The 22,028-nt window shown below is 65.3% G+C and carries 25 protein-coding genes; 24 read left to right on the plus strand and 1 reads right to left on the minus strand.

What is annotated here, in order from left to right; translation table 11 throughout:
* Positions 1-131: 131 nt before the first annotated feature.
* Positions 132-527: a response regulator gene (locus EPN80_RS14455; RefSeq protein WP_293028573.1), complete on the plus strand. Its 396-nt coding sequence runs from the start codon at positions 132-134 to the stop codon at positions 525-527.
* An 80-nt stretch (positions 528-607) separates the two neighbouring features.
* Positions 608-1,351, plus strand: a complete 744-nt coding sequence (gene fnr / locus EPN80_RS14460) for a fumarate/nitrate reduction transcriptional regulator Fnr (RefSeq protein WP_293028578.1) — start codon at positions 608-610, stop codon at positions 1,349-1,351.
* A gap of 67 nt (positions 1,352-1,418) precedes the next feature.
* Here the strand turns inward: fnr and EPN80_RS14465 are convergent, their stop codons facing one another.
* The gene (locus EPN80_RS14465; protein WP_293028580.1) at positions 1,419-1,847 is read right to left on the minus strand and encodes an Hsp20/alpha crystallin family protein; all 429 of its coding nucleotides are present in this window, start codon (positions 1,845-1,847) and stop codon (positions 1,419-1,421) included.
* A gap of 248 nt (positions 1,848-2,095) precedes the next feature.
* Here EPN80_RS14465 and EPN80_RS14470 point away from each other — a divergent pair, with 248 nt between their 5' ends.
* The 22 genes from EPN80_RS14470 (at position 2,096) to pgi (ending at position 22,011) form a co-directional block, all read left to right on the plus strand.
* Complete coding sequence (locus EPN80_RS14470) at positions 2,096-3,886, plus strand: alpha/beta fold hydrolase (RefSeq protein ID WP_293028582.1); 1,791 nt, start codon at positions 2,096-2,098, stop codon at positions 3,884-3,886.
* 38 nt (positions 3,887-3,924) lie between these two features.
* Positions 3,925-5,388, plus strand: coding sequence for a F0F1 ATP synthase subunit beta (gene atpD, locus EPN80_RS14475; RefSeq protein WP_293028585.1), 1,464 nt, complete (start codon positions 3,925-3,927; stop codon positions 5,386-5,388).
* Entirely contained in the window at positions 5,385-5,843 is a 459-nt protein-coding gene (locus EPN80_RS14480) for a F0F1 ATP synthase subunit epsilon (protein ID WP_293028587.1), read from the plus strand. The genes atpD and EPN80_RS14480 overlap by 4 nt, the downstream gene beginning before the upstream one ends.
* A gap of 11 nt (positions 5,844-5,854) precedes the next feature.
* On the plus strand, positions 5,855-6,178 hold the full coding sequence (locus EPN80_RS14485) for an AtpZ/AtpI family protein (RefSeq protein WP_293028590.1): 324 nt from the start codon (positions 5,855-5,857) through the stop codon (positions 6,176-6,178).
* On the plus strand, positions 6,175-6,501 hold the full coding sequence (locus EPN80_RS14490; RefSeq protein WP_293028593.1) for an ATP synthase subunit I: 327 nt from the start codon (positions 6,175-6,177) through the stop codon (positions 6,499-6,501). The genes EPN80_RS14485 and EPN80_RS14490 overlap by 4 nt, the downstream gene beginning before the upstream one ends.
* Complete coding sequence (locus EPN80_RS14495) at positions 6,498-7,196, plus strand: F0F1 ATP synthase subunit A (protein WP_293028596.1); 699 nt, start codon at positions 6,498-6,500, stop codon at positions 7,194-7,196. Before EPN80_RS14490 ends, EPN80_RS14495 begins: the two co-directional genes overlap by 4 nt.
* Positions 7,193-7,441, plus strand: a complete 249-nt coding sequence (locus EPN80_RS14500) for a F0F1 ATP synthase subunit C (RefSeq protein WP_047213835.1) — start codon at positions 7,193-7,195, stop codon at positions 7,439-7,441. The genes EPN80_RS14495 and EPN80_RS14500 overlap by 4 nt, the downstream gene beginning before the upstream one ends.
* Before the next feature lie 13 nt (positions 7,442-7,454).
* A complete protein-coding gene (locus tag EPN80_RS14505) occupies positions 7,455-8,204 on the plus strand; it encodes a F0F1 ATP synthase subunit B (protein WP_293028601.1) in 750 nt (249 codons plus the stop codon).
* Positions 8,197-9,699 (plus strand): F0F1 ATP synthase subunit alpha, encoded by a 1,503-nt coding sequence (locus EPN80_RS14510; RefSeq protein WP_293028603.1) that lies wholly within the window; start codon positions 8,197-8,199, stop codon positions 9,697-9,699. The genes EPN80_RS14505 and EPN80_RS14510 overlap by 8 nt, the downstream gene beginning before the upstream one ends.
* Positions 9,696-10,568 (plus strand): FoF1 ATP synthase subunit gamma, encoded by an 873-nt coding sequence (locus EPN80_RS14515; RefSeq protein WP_293028606.1) that lies wholly within the window; start codon positions 9,696-9,698, stop codon positions 10,566-10,568. Before EPN80_RS14510 ends, EPN80_RS14515 begins: the two co-directional genes overlap by 4 nt.
* A gap of 188 nt (positions 10,569-10,756) precedes the next feature.
* Positions 10,757-11,059 (plus strand): YXWGXW repeat-containing protein, encoded by a 303-nt coding sequence (locus EPN80_RS14520; RefSeq protein ID WP_293028609.1) that lies wholly within the window; start codon positions 10,757-10,759, stop codon positions 11,057-11,059.
* A gap of 297 nt (positions 11,060-11,356) precedes the next feature.
* Positions 11,357-11,911, plus strand: a complete 555-nt coding sequence (locus tag EPN80_RS14525; RefSeq protein ID WP_293028612.1) for an RNA polymerase sigma factor — start codon at positions 11,357-11,359, stop codon at positions 11,909-11,911.
* The gene (locus EPN80_RS14530; RefSeq protein WP_293028615.1) at positions 11,908-12,321 is read left to right on the plus strand and encodes a hypothetical protein; all 414 of its coding nucleotides are present in this window, start codon (positions 11,908-11,910) and stop codon (positions 12,319-12,321) included. Before EPN80_RS14525 ends, EPN80_RS14530 begins: the two co-directional genes overlap by 4 nt.
* On the plus strand, positions 12,321-12,806 hold the full coding sequence (locus EPN80_RS14535) for a periplasmic heavy metal sensor (protein WP_293029126.1): 486 nt from the start codon (positions 12,321-12,323) through the stop codon (positions 12,804-12,806). Before EPN80_RS14530 ends, EPN80_RS14535 begins: the two co-directional genes overlap by 1 nt.
* Positions 12,807-12,884: 78 nt before the next feature.
* Positions 12,885-14,288 (plus strand): DUF1800 domain-containing protein, encoded by a 1,404-nt coding sequence (locus EPN80_RS14540; protein ID WP_293028618.1) that lies wholly within the window; start codon positions 12,885-12,887, stop codon positions 14,286-14,288.
* Positions 14,285-15,442 (plus strand): DUF1501 domain-containing protein, encoded by a 1,158-nt coding sequence (locus tag EPN80_RS14545; protein WP_293028621.1) that lies wholly within the window; start codon positions 14,285-14,287, stop codon positions 15,440-15,442. The genes EPN80_RS14540 and EPN80_RS14545 overlap by 4 nt, the downstream gene beginning before the upstream one ends.
* 29 nt (positions 15,443-15,471) lie before the next feature.
* Positions 15,472-15,684 carry a hypothetical protein gene (locus EPN80_RS14550; protein WP_293028624.1) on the plus strand — a complete coding sequence of 71 codons (213 nt, stop codon included), beginning with the start codon at positions 15,472-15,474 and terminating at the stop codon, positions 15,682-15,684.
* Positions 15,685-16,126: 442 nt separating this feature from the next.
* Positions 16,127-17,155 carry a phosphogluconate dehydrogenase (NAD(+)-dependent, decarboxylating) gene (gnd, locus tag EPN80_RS14555; protein ID WP_293028627.1) on the plus strand — a complete coding sequence of 343 codons (1,029 nt, stop codon included), beginning with the start codon at positions 16,127-16,129 and terminating at the stop codon, positions 17,153-17,155.
* Positions 17,156-17,158: 3 nt separating this feature from the next.
* Positions 17,159-18,559 carry a glucose-6-phosphate dehydrogenase gene (gene zwf, locus EPN80_RS14560; protein ID WP_293028630.1) on the plus strand — a complete coding sequence of 467 codons (1,401 nt, stop codon included), beginning with the start codon at positions 17,159-17,161 and terminating at the stop codon, positions 18,557-18,559.
* Positions 18,543-19,259, plus strand: a complete 717-nt coding sequence (locus EPN80_RS14565; RefSeq protein ID WP_293028633.1) for an HAD family hydrolase — start codon at positions 18,543-18,545, stop codon at positions 19,257-19,259. The genes zwf and EPN80_RS14565 overlap by 17 nt, the downstream gene beginning before the upstream one ends.
* Positions 19,256-20,365, plus strand: a complete 1,110-nt coding sequence (tal, locus tag EPN80_RS14570) for a transaldolase (RefSeq protein WP_293028636.1) — start codon at positions 19,256-19,258, stop codon at positions 20,363-20,365. Before EPN80_RS14565 ends, tal begins: the two co-directional genes overlap by 4 nt.
* Positions 20,362-22,011 carry a glucose-6-phosphate isomerase gene (gene pgi / locus EPN80_RS14575; protein WP_293028639.1) on the plus strand — a complete coding sequence of 550 codons (1,650 nt, stop codon included), beginning with the start codon at positions 20,362-20,364 and terminating at the stop codon, positions 22,009-22,011. Before tal ends, pgi begins: the two co-directional genes overlap by 4 nt.
* Positions 22,012-22,028 lie beyond the last annotated feature (17 nt).

Consider the following 22,028-nt stretch of genomic DNA (forward strand, 5'->3'; position numbering starts at 1 on the left):
CACGGCAGTTCGGGCAGGCATTTACCGACTGAGTTACTCGCTCGGCACGTCAGGCAACAAACCGATTGACGTTCACAATGTGGAATGACGGAATTTTCTGGGGTTCCGGCGTAGAACCCCATACTGGACGCATGACTACCGCCACCTCGCCGCTGTTCCGCATCTATGTCGTGGAAGATTCCCCGATGATCCGGGATCGCTTGATCGAACGCCTCGCGATGCTGCCGGCAATACGCGTGAGCGGGTTTTCCGCGACCGTACGCCAGGCGATTGCCGAACTTGACAGCGCCGCGCCGGATGCGGTGATCCTCGACTTGACGCTGGCCGACGGCACTGGGCTGATGGTGCTCGAGTACCTGCGCCGGCACTTGCCGTCGGTGGTGGTGATCGTGATGACAAATCACGCGCAGCAGCATATCCAGGACATCTGCCTGCGAGCGGGTGCCGCCTACTTCATAGACAAGACCGCCGGCTTGGCAACACTGCTCGATATCGTCGGCGTGTTGTCCTCGCGCATCGCGCAATAGCTTATTTCACCGAAATGGAACCTATCATGCCCCTGCCCGTGACCTCTGCTCCCCCCTGTCCTTCCGCGAAGGCGACGCTCATGAATCTGCCGGTTCGCCAGATTCACCATCTGCATCCGGTATCGGACACGGCGGCGGCGCTGCGCTGCACGTCGTGCCTGTTGAGCGCGTTTTGCCTGCCGGAAGGGCTCACGCGCGAGGATATCGAGAAGCTCGATACGGTCGTGTCGGTACGGCGCACGGTGCGGCGCGGACACGCGCTCTATCGGGCCGACGACGCGTTCGAGAATATCTATGCGGTGCGCGCGGGCTCGTTCAAAAGCCTGTTGTTCAATCCCGACGGCCGTGAGCAGGTCATGGGCTTTCAGATCGCCGGCGAACTGCTCGGACTCGATGGACTGAGCACGCAGCAGCATGCATGCGATGCGATCGCGCTGGAAGATAGCCAGGTTTGCGTGATCCCGTTCCATCGCCTGGAGGCGTTGAGCCACGAAATCCCGTCGATCCAGCACATGGTGCACCAGTTTCTCGGCGAGGAAATCGCGCGCGAGCGCAGGTTGCTGATGGTACTGGGCAATATGCGCGCGGAGGAGCGGCTGGCGTCGTTCATTCTCGACCTGTCGGAGCGCCTGACCGAGCGCGGTTATTCGGCGAAGGAATTTCACCTGCGCGTCACGCGCGAGGAAATCGGCAACTATTTAGGCCTGAAAATGGAAACGGTGAGTCGCATTTTCTCCCGCTTTCAGGACGCCGGCTTCATCGAACTGCAGCAAAAACTGATCCGCATCGTCGACATCGACGGCCTGCGCTCGGTGCTCGCATAAGAAAGCACAGCACGCGCGAGGCCTTGCTGCCGCGCGGCAGCAGGGCCTCGCGCGGATACAGGTCGACTTACTGAATCGTCAGCTGCTTGTTCTGGCCGCTGGCGCGCTTGGGCAGCACCAGCTCCAGCACGCCGTCGCGGTAGGACGCCTGCGCGCCTGCTTCGTCGACTGCCTGCGCCAGCGAGAAACTGCGATACACGCTGCCGTAATAACGTTCGCGGTGAACGTAATCGCCGTCTTTCTTCTCTTCCGTTTCCTTTTTGGTTTCGGCACTTATCGCGACCTGATTGCCGTCGACCGACACTTTGATGTCTTCCTTGGCCACGCCGGGCAAGTCGGCGCGCACCGTGTAATTTTTGTCGTCTTCCTTGACGTCCAGCTTGATTTGCATTTTCTTCGACGCTTCCAGCGCAACTGGTTTCCAAAAGAAATTGCGCACGAGGTTTTCAAAGGGCTCGTCGAAACTCAGGGGATCGAAACGGGTGAGATTTGCCATGATGGCCTCCGGCTGCATTGGTAAATGGGCGCTCTGCCCCAGTTGCGGCCGAGCCGGCCTCATACGGCATGGCGATCGGGTGATTGCGCAACTGCGCGAGCGTGAACCATCGTAGCGCCCTACCCGACGGCATTTATGATGTACATCAAAAGAATCCGTCACCCTGATGCAAGCAACAGGGGGTGTGGTGCATGATGAGAGCCGATATTGGTCGCCGCACCGAACATCAATTTGCCGAAGGAAATTCGATGGATATCCCTGCCCGCTCCGCATCAGCCGAACATGCCAGGCATTCGCACCAAGACCCGTCGCTGGCGCCGGACCTCCCGTTTCGTGCGCTCGACCATGCGAAAGAGGCATTCATTGCGCGCCTGACCTCGGGTTTGTCGCCGGCGGCTTTGCTGCTCGCCCTGGCCGACTGGGGGATTCATCTGGCCGCGGCACCCGGCAAGCAACTCGAGCTGGCTGCGTCGTTTGCCAAGGCACTCGAGCAGATGGCGAACTACAGCACTCAGCTCGCGTGCAACGAGGGCGCGCCGACGGCGCTGCAACCGACAGCGGGTGATAGCCGTTTTCGATCGCAGGCGTGGCAAAGCGAGCCCTATCGCTATTGGCAACAGGCATTTCTCCTGGCCGAACAGTGGTGGCGGCAGGCCACGCGAGATGTGCCGGGCACCACGCACCATCACGAGGATATGGTCTCGTTTGGCGCGCGGCAATGGCTGGATCTGATCGCTCCATCGAATTTCCCATTCACCAATCCTGACGTTGCCAGCCGCACGGCCTCGACGTTCGGCGCCAATTTGCTCAAAGGCGCGGGCAATGCGTTCCAGGATGTGCAGCGCCAGATGAGTGGTTTGCCGGCCGTGGGGCTCGAAAAATTCGTCGTTGGCGAGAATCTTGCGGTGACCCCGGGCAAGGTCGTGTTCCGCAATCACCTGATTGAACTGATCCAATACACTCCGGCAACGCGCACGGTGCGCGCAGAGCCGGTCCTGATCGTGCCGGCCTGGATCATGAAGTACTACATCCTCGACTTGTCGCCGCACAATTCGCTCATACGCTATCTGGTCGGGCAAGGGCACACGGTTTTTTGCATTTCGTGGCGCAACGTAACGGCGCAGGACCGTAACCTGAGCCTGGAAGACTATCGGCGCGACGGCGTGATGGCCGCGCTCGATGCGGTCAGCGAAATCGTGCCGCAGCGGAAGATCCATGCCACCGGCTACTGCCTGGGCGGCACGCTGCTGTCGATTGCCGCGGCCGCCATGGCCACCGCTGGCGACGCGCGTCTGGCTACATTGTCGCTGTTCGCCGCGCAGACCGATTTCACCGAGCCCGGCGAATTGCAACTGTTCATCGACGACAGCGAGGTCTATTTTCTCGAGAGCATGATGTGGTCGCAGGGATATTTGAGCGCGCGCCAGATGTCCGGGGCTTTCCAGTGGCTGCGCTCGAACGAATTGATCTGGTCGCGCATCGTGCACGATTATCTGCTGGGCGAGCGCACGCAGATGACGGACATGATGGCGTGGAACGCCGACTCCACGCGCATGCCCTACCGGATGCATTCGGAGTACCTGCACCATCTGTTTCTCGATAACGATCTGGCGTTCGGCCGCTATCGCGTCGATGGACGCGCCGTCGCACTCAGCAACGTGCGGGTGCCGGCCTTTGTGGTCGGCACCGAGTACGATCATATCGCCCCATGGCGCTCGGTCTACAAGATTCATACGCTGCTCGACGCGGACGTTACCTTCGTGCTGACCAATGGCGGACACAACGCCGGGATCGTCAGCGAACCCGGCCATGCTCACCGGCATTTTCGCTACGGACATACTGCCGCCCACCAACTGCGCGTTGGCCCCGACGAGTGGGTCGCGGCCCATGACCCGCAGGACGGTTCCTGGTGGCCGGCGTGGACCGATTGGCTCAAGGCGCATTCGGCGCCCAAGGCTGTGACGCCGCCGCCGCTCGGCGCCGGCGGCGCCAGCCGAGCGTTACCGGCCGCACCAGGCACTTATGTGTTGCAGAAATAGCGGCCGCCCGTTTGCCCGGTGGCTCGTGGAGACCAGTCTTGACCGTCCTGCCTGAAGCAGCTTCCCCCTCGATCGCGCGTGGCCGCGTCACGGCGGTGCGCGGCGCGGTGATCGATATCGCCTTCGACGAGGCGGCGCTGCCTCGGATCGAAGAAGCGCTTACGGTGCAGACCGAAGGCGATGGCACGATTCTCGCCGAAGTGCAGGCCCATCTCGATGCGCTCACCGTGCGCGCGCTTGCGCTGCAGTCGACCGCCGGCTTGCCGCGCGGCGCGGCCGTGCGCGCGCACGGCGGCCCGATTGCGGTGCCGGTGGGCGACGCCATGCTGGGCCGCTTGATCGACGTGACCGGCACGCCAGGCGACCGCGGCGAGCCGTTGCCGCCAGACGTGCCGCGCCGGCCGATGCACCGCGAGCCGCCGCCGCTGGCCGCGCAAGGCGGCGTGACCGAAATCTTCGCTACCGGCATCAAGGTGATCGATCTGCTCGCGCCGCTCGCGCAAGGCGGCAAGGCTGCCATGTTCGGCGGCGCCGGGGTAGGCAAGACAGTGCTGGTGATGGAGTTGATCCACGCGATGGTCGAACGCTATCAGGGCATATCGGTATTCGCTGGCGTTGGCGAGCGCTCCCGCGAGGGACACGAAATGCTGCTTGAGATGCGTGGCTCCGGCGTGCTGCCGCGCACCGTGCTGGTGTATGGCCAGATGAACGAGCCGCCCGGCGCGCGGTGGCGCGTGCCGCTCACGGCATTGACGATCGCCGAATATTTTCGTGATGAACGGCATCAAAACGTCTTGCTATTGATGGACAACGTATTTCGCTTCGTGCAGGCCGGCGCCGAAGTCTCCGGCCTGTTGGGGCGGCTGCCGTCGCGGGTCGGTTATCAGCCGACCCTGGCCAGCGAGGTGGCCGCGCTGCAGGAGCGCATCGTCTCGGTCGGGCAAGTGTCTGTCACGGCCATCGAAGCCGTGTATGTGCCGGCCGATGACTTTACCGACCCGGCCGTGACGACCATCGCCGCGCACGTCGACAGCATGGTGGTGCTATCGCGCACGATGGCCGCCGAAGGCATGTATCCGGCCATCGATCCGATCGCGTCTTCGTCGATTCTGCTCGACCCGCTGGTAGTCGGTGCCGAGCACACCGCGGTTGCCACCGAGGTGCGACAGGTCATCGAGCATTACCGGGAGTTGCAGGACGTCATTTCGCTGCTCGGCGTCGAAGAACTGGGCGCCGACGATCGCCGTATCGTTGGCCGCGCGCGCCGTCTGCAGCGCTTCCTGACGCAGCCGTTCGCGGTGACCGAGGCATTTACCGGCGTGCCGGGTCGCGCGGTGCCGATCGCCGATACGCTGGCCGGCTGCCGGGCGATATTGGCGGGCGAATGCGACGACTGGCAGGAAAGTTCGTTATATATGGTCGGCACGCTCGACGAGGCACGCGAGAAGGAGCAGCGGCAGGCCGCAGCAGGCGCGGCACCGGCCTCAGCGTCCGCATCATGAGCCGCGCCTTGCACCTGAGCATCGCCACGCCGGCCGCCGTGCTGTTCGAGGGAGATGCGATCACTGCGCTGCGAGCCGAAGACGAGAGCGGCAGCTTCGGTATCCTGCCGGGCCATGCCGCGTTTCTGACGGTGCTCTGCCCGACCGTGCTGCGCTGGCATGGCAGCGACGGCGTATCGCATTTCTGCGCGGTCGAGGAAGGCGTGCTGCAGGTGGCCGACGGCTACCGCGTGAGCGTCGCGTGCCGCGACGGCCTGCTTGGCGAATCGCTCGAAGCACTCGAGGTCGAAGTTCACGCCGCGCGGGCTAGACAGCTCGATGCACAGCGCAGGGCGCGCGCCGAGCAGACCCGCCTGCACGCCCAGGCGGTGCGCCAGCTGCTGCGCTACCTGCGGCCTGTCCGGGCATCCGGGCCGCGGCCGGCTGGGCCGGGCGCGGGTCTGCCAACTGAATGAAGTTGTGTCCCATGGATCCGAGCGACGACATCCCCCCACAGCACGCCGAGGCACCGGCCGACCGGGTCGCGCATGCGGCGCGCGAGGCATTGCGGCGCGAGGCGCGCCGGCGCGATGAGCCGGAGCCGTCGCTGGGTAGCCGACTGGGCCAGATCGGCATTCTTGGCTGGACCATCGTCATGCCGACGTTGCTTGGCTTGGCTGCCGGCCGCTGGCTTGACCGCCGCTTCGCGACTGGCGTGTTCTTCTCGGCGCCGTTGCTGATGCTGGGCGCGGCGCTTGGCTTGTGGTTCGCGTGGAAATGGATGCACCGGCAAACCGGAGGGAAATCGTGATCACGTCAATTCCGGCGCAGCTGCCGGCGATCGTCGCCGGCAGCGCGGCCGGCTGGCTGGCCGGCATGCTGCACTTTGCCACGCTGCGCCAGACGGTGCGTTTGTTCACCGCAGGCGCGGCCGGCAAGGCGCTGCTGCTGCAAGCGGGCCGGCTGGCACTGCTGGCTCTGATATTTTTCGTGCTTGCCAGGTTCGGTGCATGGGTGCTGCTCGGCGGCGCGGCCGGCCTGCTGCTCGCGCGCCGCGGCGCGCTGCGGCGAAACACCCGCGAGGCGGCGCAGGAGGTTGTGCGCAGTGCCCCTCACCGAGGAGACCGGCCATGATCTCTTCCCCGCTCGCGACGCAGCCGCTGTTTCATTTCGGGCCGGTGCCCATCTCCACGCCGGTGGTGACGACTTGGGTCGTGATGGCAGTGCTGTGGGCCGGCGCGGCGCTGGTGACGCGCCACCTGAGATTGGCGCCGTCGAAAGCCCAAACCGTGTTCGAATTGCTGGTCGGCACGATCGATGAACAGATTCGCGGCACCATGCAGGCCGAACCGGCGCAGTATCGCGCGCTTATCGGCACCCTCTTCCTGCTGATTCTTGCTTGCAACTGGTCGTCGCTGCTGCCCGGTGTCGAGCCGCCGACCGCGCATATCGAGACCGATGTGGCGCTGGCGCTGATCGTTTTCTGCGCGACGATTTTCTATGGCGTGCGCGCGCGCGGCCTGCGCCGTTATTTGGGCACCTTCGCCGAGCCAACCTGGATCATGATCCCGCTCAACCTGGTCGAGCAGCTGACGCGCACTTTTTCGCTGATCGTACGGCTGTTCGGCAACGTCATGAGCGGGGTGTTTATCGTCGGCATCGTGCTGTCGCTGGCGGGGCTGCTGGTGCCGATACCGTTGATGGCGCTCGACTTGCTCACCGGCGCGGTGCAGGCGTACATCTTCTCGGTATTGGCGATGGTTTTCATCGGCGCGGCGCTGGACGAGAGCCGGCCCGCCCAGGCGGATAAAGAACGAGGAATGTCATGAACAATCTGATCCAAGTCGTCAGCATTCTTGCCGCGGCGATCGCTGTGTCGTTCGGCGCGATCGGCCCCGCGCTCGGCGAAGGGCGGGCGGTTGCCGCGGCAATGGACGCGCTCGCACGCCAGCCGGAGTCCGCCGGTACGATCTCCCGCACGCTGTTCGTCGGGCTGGCGATGATCGAGACCATGGCGATCTATTGCCTGGTGGTGGCGTTGCTGGTGCTGTTCGCCAACCCGTTCGTCAAGTGAGTCCGGAGACGTCATGCACATCGATTGGTGGACGCTCGGGCTGCAGGCCATCAATGCATTGGTGCTGGTGTGGCTGCTGGCGCGCTTTCTGTTCCGTCCGATCGCAAAAATCGTCGGCGAGCGTCAGCGCGCGGCCGCAGCCTTGTTGGCCGACGCCGAGGCCGCCCGGCACGCCGCGCTCGACGCCCGCCAGCAGGCCGAGGCCGATGCCGCACGCGTGGCCGAGCAACGCGGTAAGGCGCTGGACGAAGCGGCTGCCGAGGCCGGGGCGCTCAAGGCCTCATTGATCGCCGCGGCTCACGCCGAGGCGGATCAGTTGCGCGCCGCCGCCAATACCGAGATCGCGGCGGCCCGGCGCGAGGCCGCGCGGTCCGACGCCCGCCGCGCCTCGCAGTTTGCGCTCGAGGTAACCGCCAAGCTGCTCGAGCGGCTGCCGCCGGAAGCGCGCGTGGCCGGTTTCATCGACGGCCTCGCGGCGGAACTGGCCAAGCTGCCTGGCGAATTGCGCACCTCGCTGGGTCGCGCCGATGCGCCGTTGCGACTGGTTGCCGCGCGCATCCTGAGTGCCGGCGAACAGGCCGATTGCCGTCGCGCGCTCAGCACTGCGCTTGGGCACGAGGCGGTGCTGTCGCTCGGCGTCGATCCGGCGGTGCTCGCCGGGTTCGAGCTCGAAGCGCCGCATGCCATCGTGCGCAATAGCTTGCGGGCTGATTTGTCGCTGCTGCAGGCCGAACTGCAGGATCGTGAGGCATCTCATGACTGATGCGGTCGATGACGCCTGGCTGGCACGCAACCGCGCAACCCTGGCGCGTTTGCACTTCGCGCCGCAAGCACGAAGTATCGGACGCGTCGAACACGTGGCCGACGGCATCGCGCTGGTCTCGGGCCTGCCCGAGGTGCGCCTGAACGAGTTGCTGCGTTTCGAGAGCGGACAATTCGGTTTCGCCCTGACGCTCGATGCCGACGCCATCGGCGTGGTGCTGCTCGACGAGGGCGAGGCGATTTGTGCCGGCGCGCGCGTGAGCGGCACCGGTGAGGTGGTCCGGACGGCCGTTGGATCGGGCTTGCTGGGCCGCGTGGTGGACCCGCTCGGGCGGCCGCTGGACCGCGACGAGCCGCTTGGCGAGACCGCTTTCATGCCGGTCGAGCGGGCCGCGCCCGCGATCATCGAGCGTGACCTCGTGAGCGAGCCACTGGCCACCGGCATTTTGCTGATCGACGCTCTGTTCGCGATCGGTCGGGGCCAGCGCGAGCTGATCATCGGCGATCGCGCTACCGGCAAGACGTCGATCGCGGTCGACACTATCGTCAACCAGAAGGATTCCGACGTTATCTGCGTCTATGTCGCGATCGGACAGCGGGCCACGGCGGTGCAGCGCGTGATCGATGCAGTGCGCCGTCACGGTGCGCCCGAGCGTTGCGTGTTCGTGGTCGCTTCGGCGGCGGCGCCGGCAGGCCTGCAGTGGATCGCGCCGTTCGCCGGCATGACGATAGCCGAGTATTTTCGCGATCGGGGCCAGCACGCGCTGCTGGTGATCGACGACCTGACCAAGCATGCCGCGACGCACCGCGAACTGGCGCTGCTCACACGCGAGCCGCCGGGCCGGGAGGCCTATCCCGGCGATATCTTTTATCTGCACGCCCGCCTGCTCGAGCGCGCGGCGAAGCTATCGGGAGAGCTCGGCGGCGGGTCCGTGACCGCGCTGCCGATTGCGGAAACCGACGCCGGCAATTTGTCGGCTTATATCCCCACCAACCTGATTTCCATCACCGACGGACAGATTGTGCTCGATGCGAGCCTGTTCGCCGCCAACCAGCGGCCCGCGGTGGACGTCGGCCTGAGCGTGAGCCGGGTCGGCGGCAAGGCTCAGACGGCAGCGCTGCGCCACGCGTCGAGCCGTCTGCGGCTGGATTACTCGCAATTCCAGGAACTGGAGATGTTCACCCGCTTTGGCGGCATCACTGACGCCCGCATCAGTGCCCAGATCGTGCGTGGCCAGCGCATTCGCGCATTGATCCGGCAAGCCCGTTTTTCACCGCTGCCCGAAACGCTGGAGATCGCGCTGCTCGGTGCGCTGGCCGACGGCTTGTTCGATCCGCTGCCGACGACCTGCATCGCGGCCGCGCGCGAGAGACTGCTGGCCGGCGCTGTGCGCGGCGATGAGGCGGGCGCCGCGCGCGCGCAGATGGACCGGATCGTGCAGGACTTGATGCGCGAGGCAGGCCGTCAACCCCCAGCGGGTGCGGCCGCGCAATGAGCGACAGACTCAGCGACGTGCAGGCCCGCCTGGACAGTGTTCAGGATCTGGCCGCCGTGGTCGGAGCGATGCGCGGCATCGCCGCGGCACGCGCCAGAGAGGCTCGCGCGCGGCTGGACGGGATTCGCACCTGTGCCGGCACCATCGCGCAGGCGATCGGCGCCGCGCTGGCCCTGGAGCAGGCTGGTCCGGCGGGAGCACCGCGCGCCACCCAAACAGGCGGCGGCCGGATCGTGGTCGTGCTATGCGCGGAGCAGGGTTTTGTCGGCGCGTTCAACGAGCATCTGGTCGGGGCCGCCGAGCGTCAAGCCGGCGCGCGCCCGACCGAATATTTCTTTGTCGGCGACCGCGGCGCGCTGATCGCCAGGTCGCGCCGCATGCGGGTCGGCTGGTGCGCGCCGATGATTGCCCACGCCAGCGAGATGCCGGGATTGGGCGACCGTCTGACCGACGCGCTGTATCGTCGACTGGCGCGCGGCGGGATGGATGAGGTCACGTTGCTGCATGCCACGCCGCAGGCTGTCGAACCGATCGAAATCGTCAGCAAGACGCTGCTGCCGTTCGATTTCTCGCGCTTCGCGGGCGGCGTGCCGGGCCAGGCCCCGCTGACCACCCTGCCCTTGCCCCGCCTGCTCGCCAGGCTGGCCGAGGAGTATGTCTATACGCAGTTATGCGAGGCGGTGCTGCTATCCTTCGCGGCCGAAAACGAGGCCCGCCTGTTCGCCATGACCTCGGCCCAGCATAACGTGCGGGCCAAACTGGCTGAGCTGACCGGCGAATACCGGCGCTTGCGCCAGGAAGAAATCACCGCAGAGATCATCGAGCTGTCCGCGCAGGGCGTCGTGGAGCCCGGAAAGCGCGAGCCATAGGGCCCGCCGCGCCTGTCTGCTCCCCGCTCCCAATCGTTCCATCGTCGGCCTTGCAAAGACCGGCACGCATACGCCATCAAAAAAATTCAGCCGCTCGCGACGGATTGGCCGGTTTGCGCCGTTTAATCGAAAAGACGGGCCATATGACGCTTGCCCGATTAACGATATGAATCTTTCGGGAGATGTTCATGAAAATGCTTATACGCTCGAAGGCAGTCGTCGCGACGGCAGCGCTGCTGCTTAGCTCGGCAGTCTTTGCCCAAGCCGTGATCGTCGCGCCTGTCGCGCCGCCGCCCCCACGCGTGGAAATCATGCCCGCGCCCCGCCCGGGCTATGTCTGGCAGCGCGGCCACTGGCGCTGGGCGCAAGGCCGTTATATTTGGGTGCCCGGGCACTGGCGGCTGCGCCATGCCGGATACCACTGGGTGCCCGGTCATTGGGTCCATCGCGGTCCTTACTGGCGCTGGATCGAGGGTCATTGGGCCCGTTGAGGCCGGCGCCGGGAGGTCGCGCAACAGCTGTTGAACCACTGACAAGTGAGCGAAGATGATGAAAACCGTACTGATTCTGGCCCTGGCGATGATCACATTGGCCGGTTGCGTCGTCGTGCCGGCGCGGCCGGTCTATTACCGGCCGCGGGTCGTGGTGTACTGATCGCCGCGAGCCAGTGCCGTCCGGCCGGCGGGTTGCGGCGCCGGGGGATGCCCGCGTCGCCGGTCGGGTACGATCGACTGGACGCTACTTGAACAACCACCCTTTGCGCGATGTATGGCGCGGGAATAACAGCATTGAGCGAACGAGATCCTGACGCGGATTTGGTGGCACGTGTCGGAAAACAAGATCCGGCAGCAATCCGGACCATGGTCGCGCAGAAACTGCCGCGGCTGCTCGCGCTCGCGACCCGACTATTGGGGGACCGGATGGAAGCCGAAGACGTGGCGCAAGATGTATTTGCGCGAGTGTGGAAACAGGCGCCGCATTGGCGCGAGGGCGAGGCCAGGTTCGATACGTGGCTGCACCGCGTGACGCTCAACCTGTGCTACGACCGCCTGCGGCGGCAGCGCGAGGAGCCGCGCGACGAAATGCCCGATGGGGCCGACCCCGCCGCGCCGCCCGATCTGGCGTGGGAGGCGCGCTCGCGCGGCGCGCGGGTCCAGGCGGCGCTGGCCGCGCTGCCAGTGCGACAGCGCGAGGCGCTGGTGCTGTGCTACTACCAGGAAATGTCGAACATCGAGGCGGCAAGTTTGATGAACGTCAGCGTCGAGGCGCTGGAGAGCCTGCTCGCCAGGGCCCGGCGGGGCATGCGCGCACAACTACAGGGTGTCGGGGGAGAATTGCCATGACTCCAGAAAGATTTCAGACCCTTGTCGAGACCTATGGCGCCGATCCGCGCCACTGGCCCGACGACGAACGCGCCGGCGCGCAGCGGTGGGCCGCCGAACATCGCGCTGCTGCCGACGGCATGCTGGCGGCGGCCGCCAGCCTCGATGATTGGCTCGCCGAGGATCGCGTCGCGCCACCCGATGGCGCGCTGATGCGGCGCATTGTCGCCGGCGCACCCAGGCGCATGCTGATCGAGCGCGCCCAGCTCTGGTGGTCGAGCGCCATTTTCGCGGGTGCGGGTGTTGCCGGCGCATTGGCTGGCGCGCTCATCGTGTCGCTTTTCCTGGTGAGCAACGAGCCGCCGGCGGGGCATTACGCAGGCGAGCCGCTGACCTCTTTCAGCGGCTCGGTGCAGCAATGGGGGGGATGATGAACGATCGGACCGTCAAGCTCGTGTTGGTGGGCTCGCTGATACTGAACGCCTTTTTGCTCGGCGGCATCGTCGGCGGCGGCTACCAATGGCTAACCGCGCACCGCCCTCGCCTCGTCGCGCATGCGCCGCCGCGCTACGCGCTGCGCTTCGCGGCCGATGAGCTGCCGGCGCAGCGCCAGCAGGCGTTTATCGCCGCTCTCAAGGCCGCGCGCAAGGACGGACGAGAGTTTGCGCGGCAAGGACGCGAAGGACGCCGCGAAGTGCTTGCCTTGCTGGGCGCGCCCCAACTCGACCGCAACGCGCTCGACGCCGCGCTCGAACGCACCCGGCAGGCCGACATGGCGCTGCGCACGCGTGTCGAGAACAGCGTGGTGGATTATGCCGCGAGCCTGACGCCCGAGGAGCGCAAGTTGTTTGCCGAAGGCCTCTCGCGCAGCGGCCAGTGGCGGCAACCGCCAAAGCGGCAGCCTCCGCGCAACTGATCCGGATCGCGGCGGTGGCGACGGATTCTTCGCGCTGCCGCGTTTAATGGTCAAACAACCGGCCGAAGGAGCGCCTTTATGATCGACGAGACCAACCCCTCGGGCATGACGGCCGCGGCGATTGCCGTCAATCGCTTCGGCCTCGGCGCCCGGGCTGACGAAGCGGCGCCGCAACAACCCAAGGCATGGCTGTTGCGCCAGTTCGACACCTACCAGAGATCGCCGCCAGCGCTGGCGGCCCAGCCCGGCAGCGTGGCCCTGGCGACCGATCTTGGTACGCGCCGGCAGCAAATCCGGCAAAGCGCCGCGGCCGACAAAGTAGCCGCCAGAAAAGCGCTGAATCAGACCATGCGCGGGACGTACCGCGCCGCCGTCGACGCACGCGTCGAGAACGCGCTGGTCACCCCGGCGCCGTTCGTCGAGCGCCTGGTGTACTTCTGGTCTAATCACTTCGCGGTATCGGTCGAGAATCCTGCCGTGGCGGGGCTGGCCGGTTCCTTCGAGACCGAGGCGATCAGGCCGCATGTGCTCGGACGTTTCGAAGACATGCTGCTGGCAGTCGAGCAGCATCCGGCCATGCAGATTTTTTTGAACCAGACGAACTCGATCGGGCCCGACAGCATGGCAGCACGGCGTGCCCAGGCGCTGCACCCCGGACGCAAGTTTGGGCTGAACGAAAATCTCGGCCGCGAAATCATGGAGTTGCATACTCTCGGGGTGCGCAGCGGCTATACGCAAGCCGACGTGACCGAGTTCTCGCGCGCGCTCACCGGCTGGAGCATCGTCCGACCGGCAGAAGCCGAGCGTATCGGACATGCGCCTGGCACCTTCATTTTCCGGGCGCCACTGCACGAACCCGGCGTGCGTCACGTGATGGGGCGGACCTACGGCCAGGCCGGCGAGGCGCAGCCGCTGGCGATTCTGCGCGACTTCGCCGCGTCGCCGGCCACCGCGCATCACCTGGCCGAGGAACTCGCCCGCCATTTTGTCGCGGACACGCCGCCGCCGGCCCTGGTGGCCCGTCTGGCCGACACTTTCCTGCGCAGTCGCGGCGACCTGCCGGCGGTCTATCGGACCCTGGTCGAGGCGCCCGAGGCGTGGTCGCCTGCCGCAAAAAAATTCAAGACCCCGTGGGAGTGGACGATTTCATCGCTTCGCGGACTGGGTTTTGCGCATCTGGGCCAGATGCACGCCGCGCCGCTGCTGCGCCAGTTGGGACAACCGGTCTGGCAGCCGGGCTCGCCCGCCGGCTATGACGATATCGCGGCCAGTTGGGCCGCGCCCGACGCACTGGTGCGCCGCGTCGAGTTCGCGCGGCGTCTGGCCGCTCAGGTCGGCGACCGGCGCGACCCGCGATCCCTGGGCAAAACGCTGCTGCTCGGCTCGCTCAGCCCGTCGACCGCGGCGGCCGTCGCCCATGCCGATACGGCCGCCACCGGCTTGGCGTTGCTGTTGGTGTCGCCGGATTTTCTCAGGAGATGACCGCCATGGTGTCCCGTCGCAGATTTGTTTCGCTCACCGCCGCCGGCGCTGGGGCAATACTGGTCTCGCCGCAGCTGGTGTTCGCCAGCGTGCAGACCGAGCATCGTTTCGTTTTCGTGATCCAGCGCGGCGCCGCCGATGGACTCAACACCGTGGTGCCCTATGGCGATCCGGCCTATGCGGGGTTGCGTGCCGAGCTGGCAATCGACGCGGCCTCCGCGATCAAGCTCAACGGCCTGTTCGCACTGCATCCGTCGCTGGTGGAAACAGGCAGGATGTACGCCGCCGGGCAGGCGCTGTTCGTGCACGCGGTCGCCTCGCCCTATCGGCAGCGCTCGCATTTTGATGGCCAAAACGTGTTGGAGAGCGGTGGCACCGCGCCCTACCAGCTCAAGGATGGCTGGCTCAATCGGCTGGTGGGGCTGCTGCCCGCGACCCGCGAGAGCGCGATTGCGCTGGCGCCGACAGTGCCGCTGGCGCTGCGTGGCAAGGTCGAAGTGGCGTCGTATGCGCCGTCGGCATTGCCATCGGCCCCCGATGATTTGCTCATGCGCGTATCACAGCTCTACCAGCACGATGCACAACTGCACCCATTGTGGGCCTCGGCGATGCAAACACGCGCGCTGGCCGGCGACATGCACGCGCGGCAGGACCCGGCGGGGCTCGGCAAGCTGGCAGCGAAGTTTCTGGCACGCCCCGACGGCCCGCGCATCGCGATGATCGAGACCGGCGGTTGGGATACGCACGACGCGCAGAATCCGCGTCTGGCCGCGCGCCTGAAGGCGCTCGACACGATGCTCGCGGCGCTGCGCGATCAGCTGGGCCCCGTATGGCGCAACACCACGGTGCTGGTGGCGACGGAGTTCGGCCGCACTGCCGCCGCCAACGGCACGACCGGGACTGACCATGGCACTGGCGCGGTGGCGATGCTGGTAGGCGGCGCGCTCAAGGGCGGACGGGTTCTGGGAGACTGGCCGGGACTCGGCGCCGGCGCCCTGTATCAGAACCGGGATCTCAAGCCGACTACCGCGCTCGATGCGTTGATCGCCGCCACGGCAGCACAGAGCCTGGGATTGGATACCGAACGAGTCGCACGCACGCTGTTTCCCGCGGCCGATATGCGCGGCGCGCCGCGCGACTTGATACGGACCTGAGTTTTTTCATACCCGCCAGGAGCATCTCTATGAATTGTCCCCGCATGACCCGCTGGTGCGTTGCGCTGGCCAGCTGTGCCGCGCTCGGCGGCTGTGTCGTGGCACCCGCGCGTCCGCCCCAACCCGCGCCGCGTGTCGAAGTGGTGCCAGTCGCACCGGTGCCCGGCTATCACTGGGTTCGCGGCCACTACCGATGGAACGGCTATCGCTGGGTCTGGATTCGCGGACACTGGGTGCCCTGATCGCGGCCTTGACCTGCGCGTCGCACTAGCGCCTCCCATCCCATCGATGCTCCGTTGGCGGAGCATCTTTTTTCCGCTCGCGCATCGCTTGCCGGGCCGTGTTATCGACGGCCCGACGTCGCGGATATTGCACTGTCCGGCGCGCGCCGGCCACCGGGGCAGGCACGAATCGGAGCGTGTCAACCACAATAACGATTCGTTACAGCGCCTTTGTTCGGCAGCGTACATAATAGGTATTCAACTTACCGTATCGTATAGAGGCGGTTGCCACGCGCCTGCGCTGCGTCTTGCGAGGCCGCAACGATGCGCGTCAAGCGGGTCCCCCCAGGAAAAGCGCGTCGGCACTGCGCGAAGCTCGCCGGTCTTTGATGGCTGCCGCGGTTCATGCGGCAGCGCCTTGCGGCCATTCGCGCCCGTTCTCATAATTTCAAGGAGCTTGACGATGCAACTCGGCATGATTGGCTTGGGCCGCATGGGCAGCGATATGACGCGGCGCCTGATGAACCATGGTCACGAGTGCGTCGTGCACGACGTGCATCCGCAAGCCGTCGAGGCGCTGCAGGCGCAAGGCGCCGTGGGCGCGCAATCGCTGGCGGATCTGGTGTCGCGGCTTGGCAAGCCGCGCGCGGTCTGGCTAATGCTGCCGGCTGCGGTGGTCGACGACGAGTTGGCCAGGCTGATGCCCCTGCTTGAGCCCGGCGACATCGTGATCGATGGCGGCAACTCGTACTATCGGGACGATATCCGGCGCGGCAGGATGTTGGCGTCGAGCGGCGTGCATTATGTCGACGTCGGCACCAGCGGCGGCGTGTTCGGACTGGAGCGCGGGTATTGCCTGATGATCGGCGGCGAGAAGGACGTCATCCGGCATCTGCGCCCGATCTTCACTGCCCTGGCACCCGGAGCCGCCGCCGCGCCGGCCACGCCGGTCCGGCGCCAGGACCACGGCACCGCGGAGCAAGGCTATCTGCATTGCGGGCCGCACGGCGCGGGGCATTTCGTCAAGATGGTGCACAACGGCATCGAGTACGGCCTGATGGCCGCCTACGCCGAAGGGTTGAACATTTTGCGCAATGCCGACATCGGCACGCGCTCGGGCGACACCGATGCGGAGACGACACCGCTCAGGCATCCTGAGTACTATCAATATCATTTCGAATTGCCGGAAATCGCAGAAGTCTGGCGGCGCGGCAGCGTGATCGGCTCGTGGTTGCTCGATCTGACGGCCGATGCACTGCAAGGCGACCCGACGCTGGAAAAATTCCAGGGCCGCGTGTCGGATTCCGGCGAAGGCCGCTGGACCATCATGGCCGCCATCGAAGAGGCGGTGCCCGCGCCGGTCTTGAGCGCGGCGCTCTACGAGCGCTTCAGTTCGCGTGGCGACGCCGAGTTCGCCAACAAGATTCTGTCGGCCATGCGCAGCGAGTTCGGCGGACATGCCGAGAAACCCGCCGCCAAACCGGGAGCGTAGCGCATGTCGCCCTTTCAGTCGGATGCTTTTGTCTTCTTCGGCGCGACCGGCGATCTGGCCTATAAGCAGATTTTTCCCGCCTTGCAGGCCATGATGCGCGACGGCCGCCTCGACATGCCGGTCATCGGTCTGGGCAAGGAAGCTTGGTCGATCGATCAATTCATCGCGCGGGCGCGCCAAAGCATTGAGTCGCACGCCACACTGGACGAGCCGGTGTTCAAAAAGCTGGCGGCGCGGCTACAGTACATTGGCGGCGACTACCAGGACGATGCCACCTACCGGCAATTGCGCACCGCGCTGGGCGACGCCGCGCATCCGCTGCATTACCTCGCCGTGCCGCCCGAATTGTTCGAAGCCGTCGCGACCGGCCTTTCCCGCTCGGGCTGCGCCAAAAACGCGCGCTTGGTCGTGGAAAAGCCATTCGGCCGGGATCTGCCGTCAGCGCAAGCGCTTAATCGGTTGCTCGCCAGGCATTTCCCGCCGAGCGACATTTTCCGCATCGATCATTTCCTCGGCAAGGAGGCGGTGCAGAATTTGCTCTATTTCCGTCTCGCGAATACCTTTCTTGGGGCCGTCTGGCACCGCGATTATGTCGCCAGCGTACAGATCAACATGGCCGAAGCGTTCGGCGTGGCGGGGCGAGGCGGTTTTTACGAGACAGTCGGGGCAATTCGCGACGTGGTTCAAAACCATTTGCTGCAAGTGGTTTCGCTGCTCGCCATGGAGCCCCCCGCGGGCAATCATCCCGACGCCTTGCGCGAGGCCAAGCTGCGGGTTTTCGAGGCGATGCAGCCGATCTCGCCGGCCCACACCGTGCGCGGCCAATTCCACGGCTATCGCACCGAACGCGGCGTGGCCGCGAACTCGCAGGTGGAAACGTTCGTTGCCTTGCGCCTTTGCATCGACAACGAACGCTGGCGGGGCGTGCCGTTCTACATTCGCGCGGGCAAGCAGTTGCCTGTAAGCGCTACCGAAGTGGTCGTTACGCTCAAGACGCCGACGCCAGCGGTTTTCGATACAGCCGTACCGGGAAAAGCGAATTATTTGCGGTATCGGATCGATCCCGACGTGCTGATCGCCATCGGCACGCGCACCAAGATACCGGGGGAAGCGATGGCCGGGGAAATATCGGAGATCGTCGCCCACCGCCACCCGGGTGACGAGATGCTGCCCTACGAGCGCCTGCTCGGCGATGCGCTGCGCGGCGACGCCACGTTGTTTGCCCACTACGACAGCATCGAGGCAGCGTGGCGCGCGGTGACTCCGATCCTGGGCAATGCCGTGCCGGTGCAACTGTACGACCCGCAAACATGGGGGCCGGCCAAGGCCGATGAAATCGTCGCCGGCACGGGCGGCTGGCACAACCCGATTTCCCCGGAGGAGAACGATGGCGGCGCGCGATGAAACCGTTTTTCTGCTCGACGTCGACAATACGCTGCTCGACAACGATCGCTTGCGAGGCGAACTCATGAGTCACCTCGCGCGGGAATTCGGCGTGGAAAACCGTGACCGGTACCGGGAGATTCTCGAGGCGTTGCGCGCCGAGTCGGGCTACGTCGACTATCTTGGCGCGCTGCAGCGCTACCGCCTGACCGACATGAACGACCCAAAGTTGTTATTGATGTCGGCTTTCCTGATGGATTATCCTTTCGCGGATTTGCTCTACGCGGGCGCCTTGGAGGTCATCGCGCATCTGGGCGCCTGGGGAAGGACGGTTATCCTCACCGACGGCGACGTCGTTTTCCAGCCGCGCAAGGTGCAGCGTTCGGGCCTGTGGGACGCGGTCGAGGGCCGCGTATTGATTTATGTGCACAAGGAACAGCGGCTTGACGACGTGGCGCGGTGGTATCCAGCACGCCGCTACGTCATGGTGGACGACAAATTACGCATTCTGGAAGCAATGAAAACAGCCTGGAAGGAGCGTCTGACCACGGTATTCCCGCGTCAGGGCCATTACGCGCGCGATCCCGCGAATCTTGCCAGATACGCGTCGGCGGATCTGACGGTCGAACACATCGGGGAATTACTCAATCACGATTTTTCGGGCAACGCAATGAACGGTGCCGCGCCCGGACAGGAACGCACGATCAGGAGGCAACCATGAATGCCACGACCCAATTGCACGAGCTGGGCCAAAGCCTGTGGCTCGACAATATCACGCGCGAATTGCTCGACAGCGGCACGCTCGATCGTTACCGCAAGGAATTTTGCATTACCGGCTTGACATCCAATCCGACGATTTTCGACCAGGCCATTGGGCGCACCGACGCCTATGACGCCGCGATTCGCCAGAAAGTCAAAGACGGAAAATCGGGCGAAGCCTTGTTTTTCGAACTGGCCATCGAAGACCTTACGCGGGCCGCGGCGTTGTTCCGCCCGACGTACGACGCCACCGGCGGCGTCGATGGCTGGGTCTCTCTCGAGGTTTCGCCATTGCTGGCCGATGATGCTGCCGGCACGATTGACGCTGCCGTGCGCTTGCACGCCAGCGCACGGTGCCCCAATCTGTTCATCAAGATTCCCGGCACGCCCGCGGGCATCCGCGCGATCGAAGAGGCCATCTTCGCCGGCGTGCCGGTCAACGTCACGCTGCTGTTCTCGCGCGAGCAATATGTCGCGGCGGCGGATGCCTATTGGCGCGGCATTCAGCGGCGGATCGACGCCGGCCTCGATCCCAAGGTCAACTCCGTGGCATCGATCTTCGTGAGCCGCTGGGACAAAGCCGTCGCCGGCAAGGTGCCATTCGCGCTACGCAATCGCCTGGGAATCGCGATCGCGCGCCGAACCTACAAGGCCTATCGTGAGCGTTTCGCTTCGGCCGCGTGGGCTCGATTTGCCGACGCGGGCGCCCTGCCCCAGCGTCTGCTGTGGGCAAGCACGGGCGCGAAGGATCCGCAGATCTCGGACACCTACTACGTCGAGGCGCTGGCGGCGCCCTACACAATCAACACCATGCCGGAGAAGACGCTGAATGCGTTCGCCGCGCATGGCGAGCTGATCGGCGTGATGCAGGAGGACGGCAGCGACGCCGAAACAACCCTCGATAACTTTGCCAAGGCAGGTATCGATATCGTGGCGCTGGCTGATGAGCTGCAGCGCGAGGGCGCGCAATCCTTCAAGCAATCCTGGCAAGATCTGATGAATGCGATTGAAACCAAGAGCGTTCAGGCAGGCGCCTCAACCGACACCAAGGAGAACGGTCAACCATGAGCGACGCTGTGCAGACACACTCGCCGACGTTAACGCAAAGCCCGGCCTGGCAGGCGCTGCAGACGCACTGCCAGACGCTGCGCACCCAGCATCTGCGGCAGTTGTTCGCCGACGACCCCAAGCGGGGCGAGCGCCTGGCGCTCGAGGCCTGCGGGTTCTATTTCGATTATTCGAAGAACCGTGTTACGGCGCAGACGTTGGCGCTGCTGATTGCACTGGCCGACAGCCGCGGTCTGCGCGAACGCATCGACGCGATGTTCTCCGGGCAGAAGATCAACGCTACGGAGCAGCGCGCGGTGCTCCACACGGCGCTGCGCGCGCCCAGCGATGCAAGTGTGATGCTCGATGGCGAGGACGTAGTGCCGCAAGTGCATGCGGTGCTCGAGAAGATGGCGGCCTTCACGCGCAGGATTCATGACGGGCAATGGCGCGGCTACACCGGCGAGCCGATCCGCAACGTGGTCAATATCGGTATCGGCGGCTCGGATCTGGGCCCGGTGATGGCCTTCGAGGCGCTGCGCCACTACAGCCGTCGCGACATGACCTTTCGCTTCATTTCGAACATCGACGGCACGGATTTCGCGGAGGCCACGCGCGACCTGAAACCCGAGCAGACGCTGTTCGTGGTCTGCTCGAAGAGCTTCAAAACGCTCGAGACCCTGACCAATGCGCGGTCGGCGCGCGCCTGGCTGCTCAACAAGCTCGTGGACGAGCGCGCGGTCGCCAAGCACTTCGTGGCGGTATCGACCAATGCGAAGGGCGTCGCCGAATTCGGCATCGACACCGACCACATGTTCGCGATGTGGGACTGGGCCGGCGGGCGCTACTCGATGGATTCGGCGATCGGCCTGTCGACCATGCTGGCCGTCGGCGACGAGCATTTTCGCGCCATGCTGGCGGGTTTTCGCGCGATGGACGAGCATTTCCGCACGGCGCCCTTCGAACGGAACCTGCCTGTGCTGATGGGTCTGATCGCGCTATGGAACAACAATTTTCTCGGCGCCGAGACAGTTGCCGTGCTGCCCTACGAGCAGTACTTGAAGCGCTTTCCGGCCTATCTTCAGCAACTGACGATGGAGAGTAACGGTAAGCACGTGACGCTGCACGGCGCGCCAGTCGATTATCAGACCGGACCGATCTACTGGGGCGAGCCGGGCACCAACGGCCAACATTCCTTCTACCAGTTGATTCATCAGGGCACCCGGCTCATTCCGTGCGATTTCATCGGCTTTTGCCAGCCCCTGAATGCGCTGGCGCGTCATCACGATCTATTGATGGCCAATCTGTTCGCCCAGAGCGAAGCGCTCGCGTTCGGCAAGACGCAGGCCGAAGTCGAGGCCGAGGGCACGCCCGACTGGCTGGTGCCGCATCGTCTTTTCGAGGGCAATCGCCCCAGCAACACGCTGCTCGCGGAACGCCTGACGCCGGAAACGCTGGGCCGCCTGGTGGCGCTCTACGAACATAGTGTTTTCACGCAAGGCGCCGTCTGGCAAATCGATTCGTTCGACCAGTGGGGCGTGGAGCTTGGCAAGGCATTGGCCGAGCGAACCATTCCGGAGCTGGAAAGCCCGCAAGAGCCGATGCTGCGGCACGACAGTTCGACCAATGCGCTAATTCGGCGCTACCGCCAGTTGAAGAGGCGCTAGCAATGACGTAAGACGCG

It is taken from the genome of Pandoraea sp., from assembly GCF_004297875.1.
Taxonomy (GTDB): Bacteria; Pseudomonadota; Gammaproteobacteria; order Burkholderiales; family Burkholderiaceae; genus Pandoraea.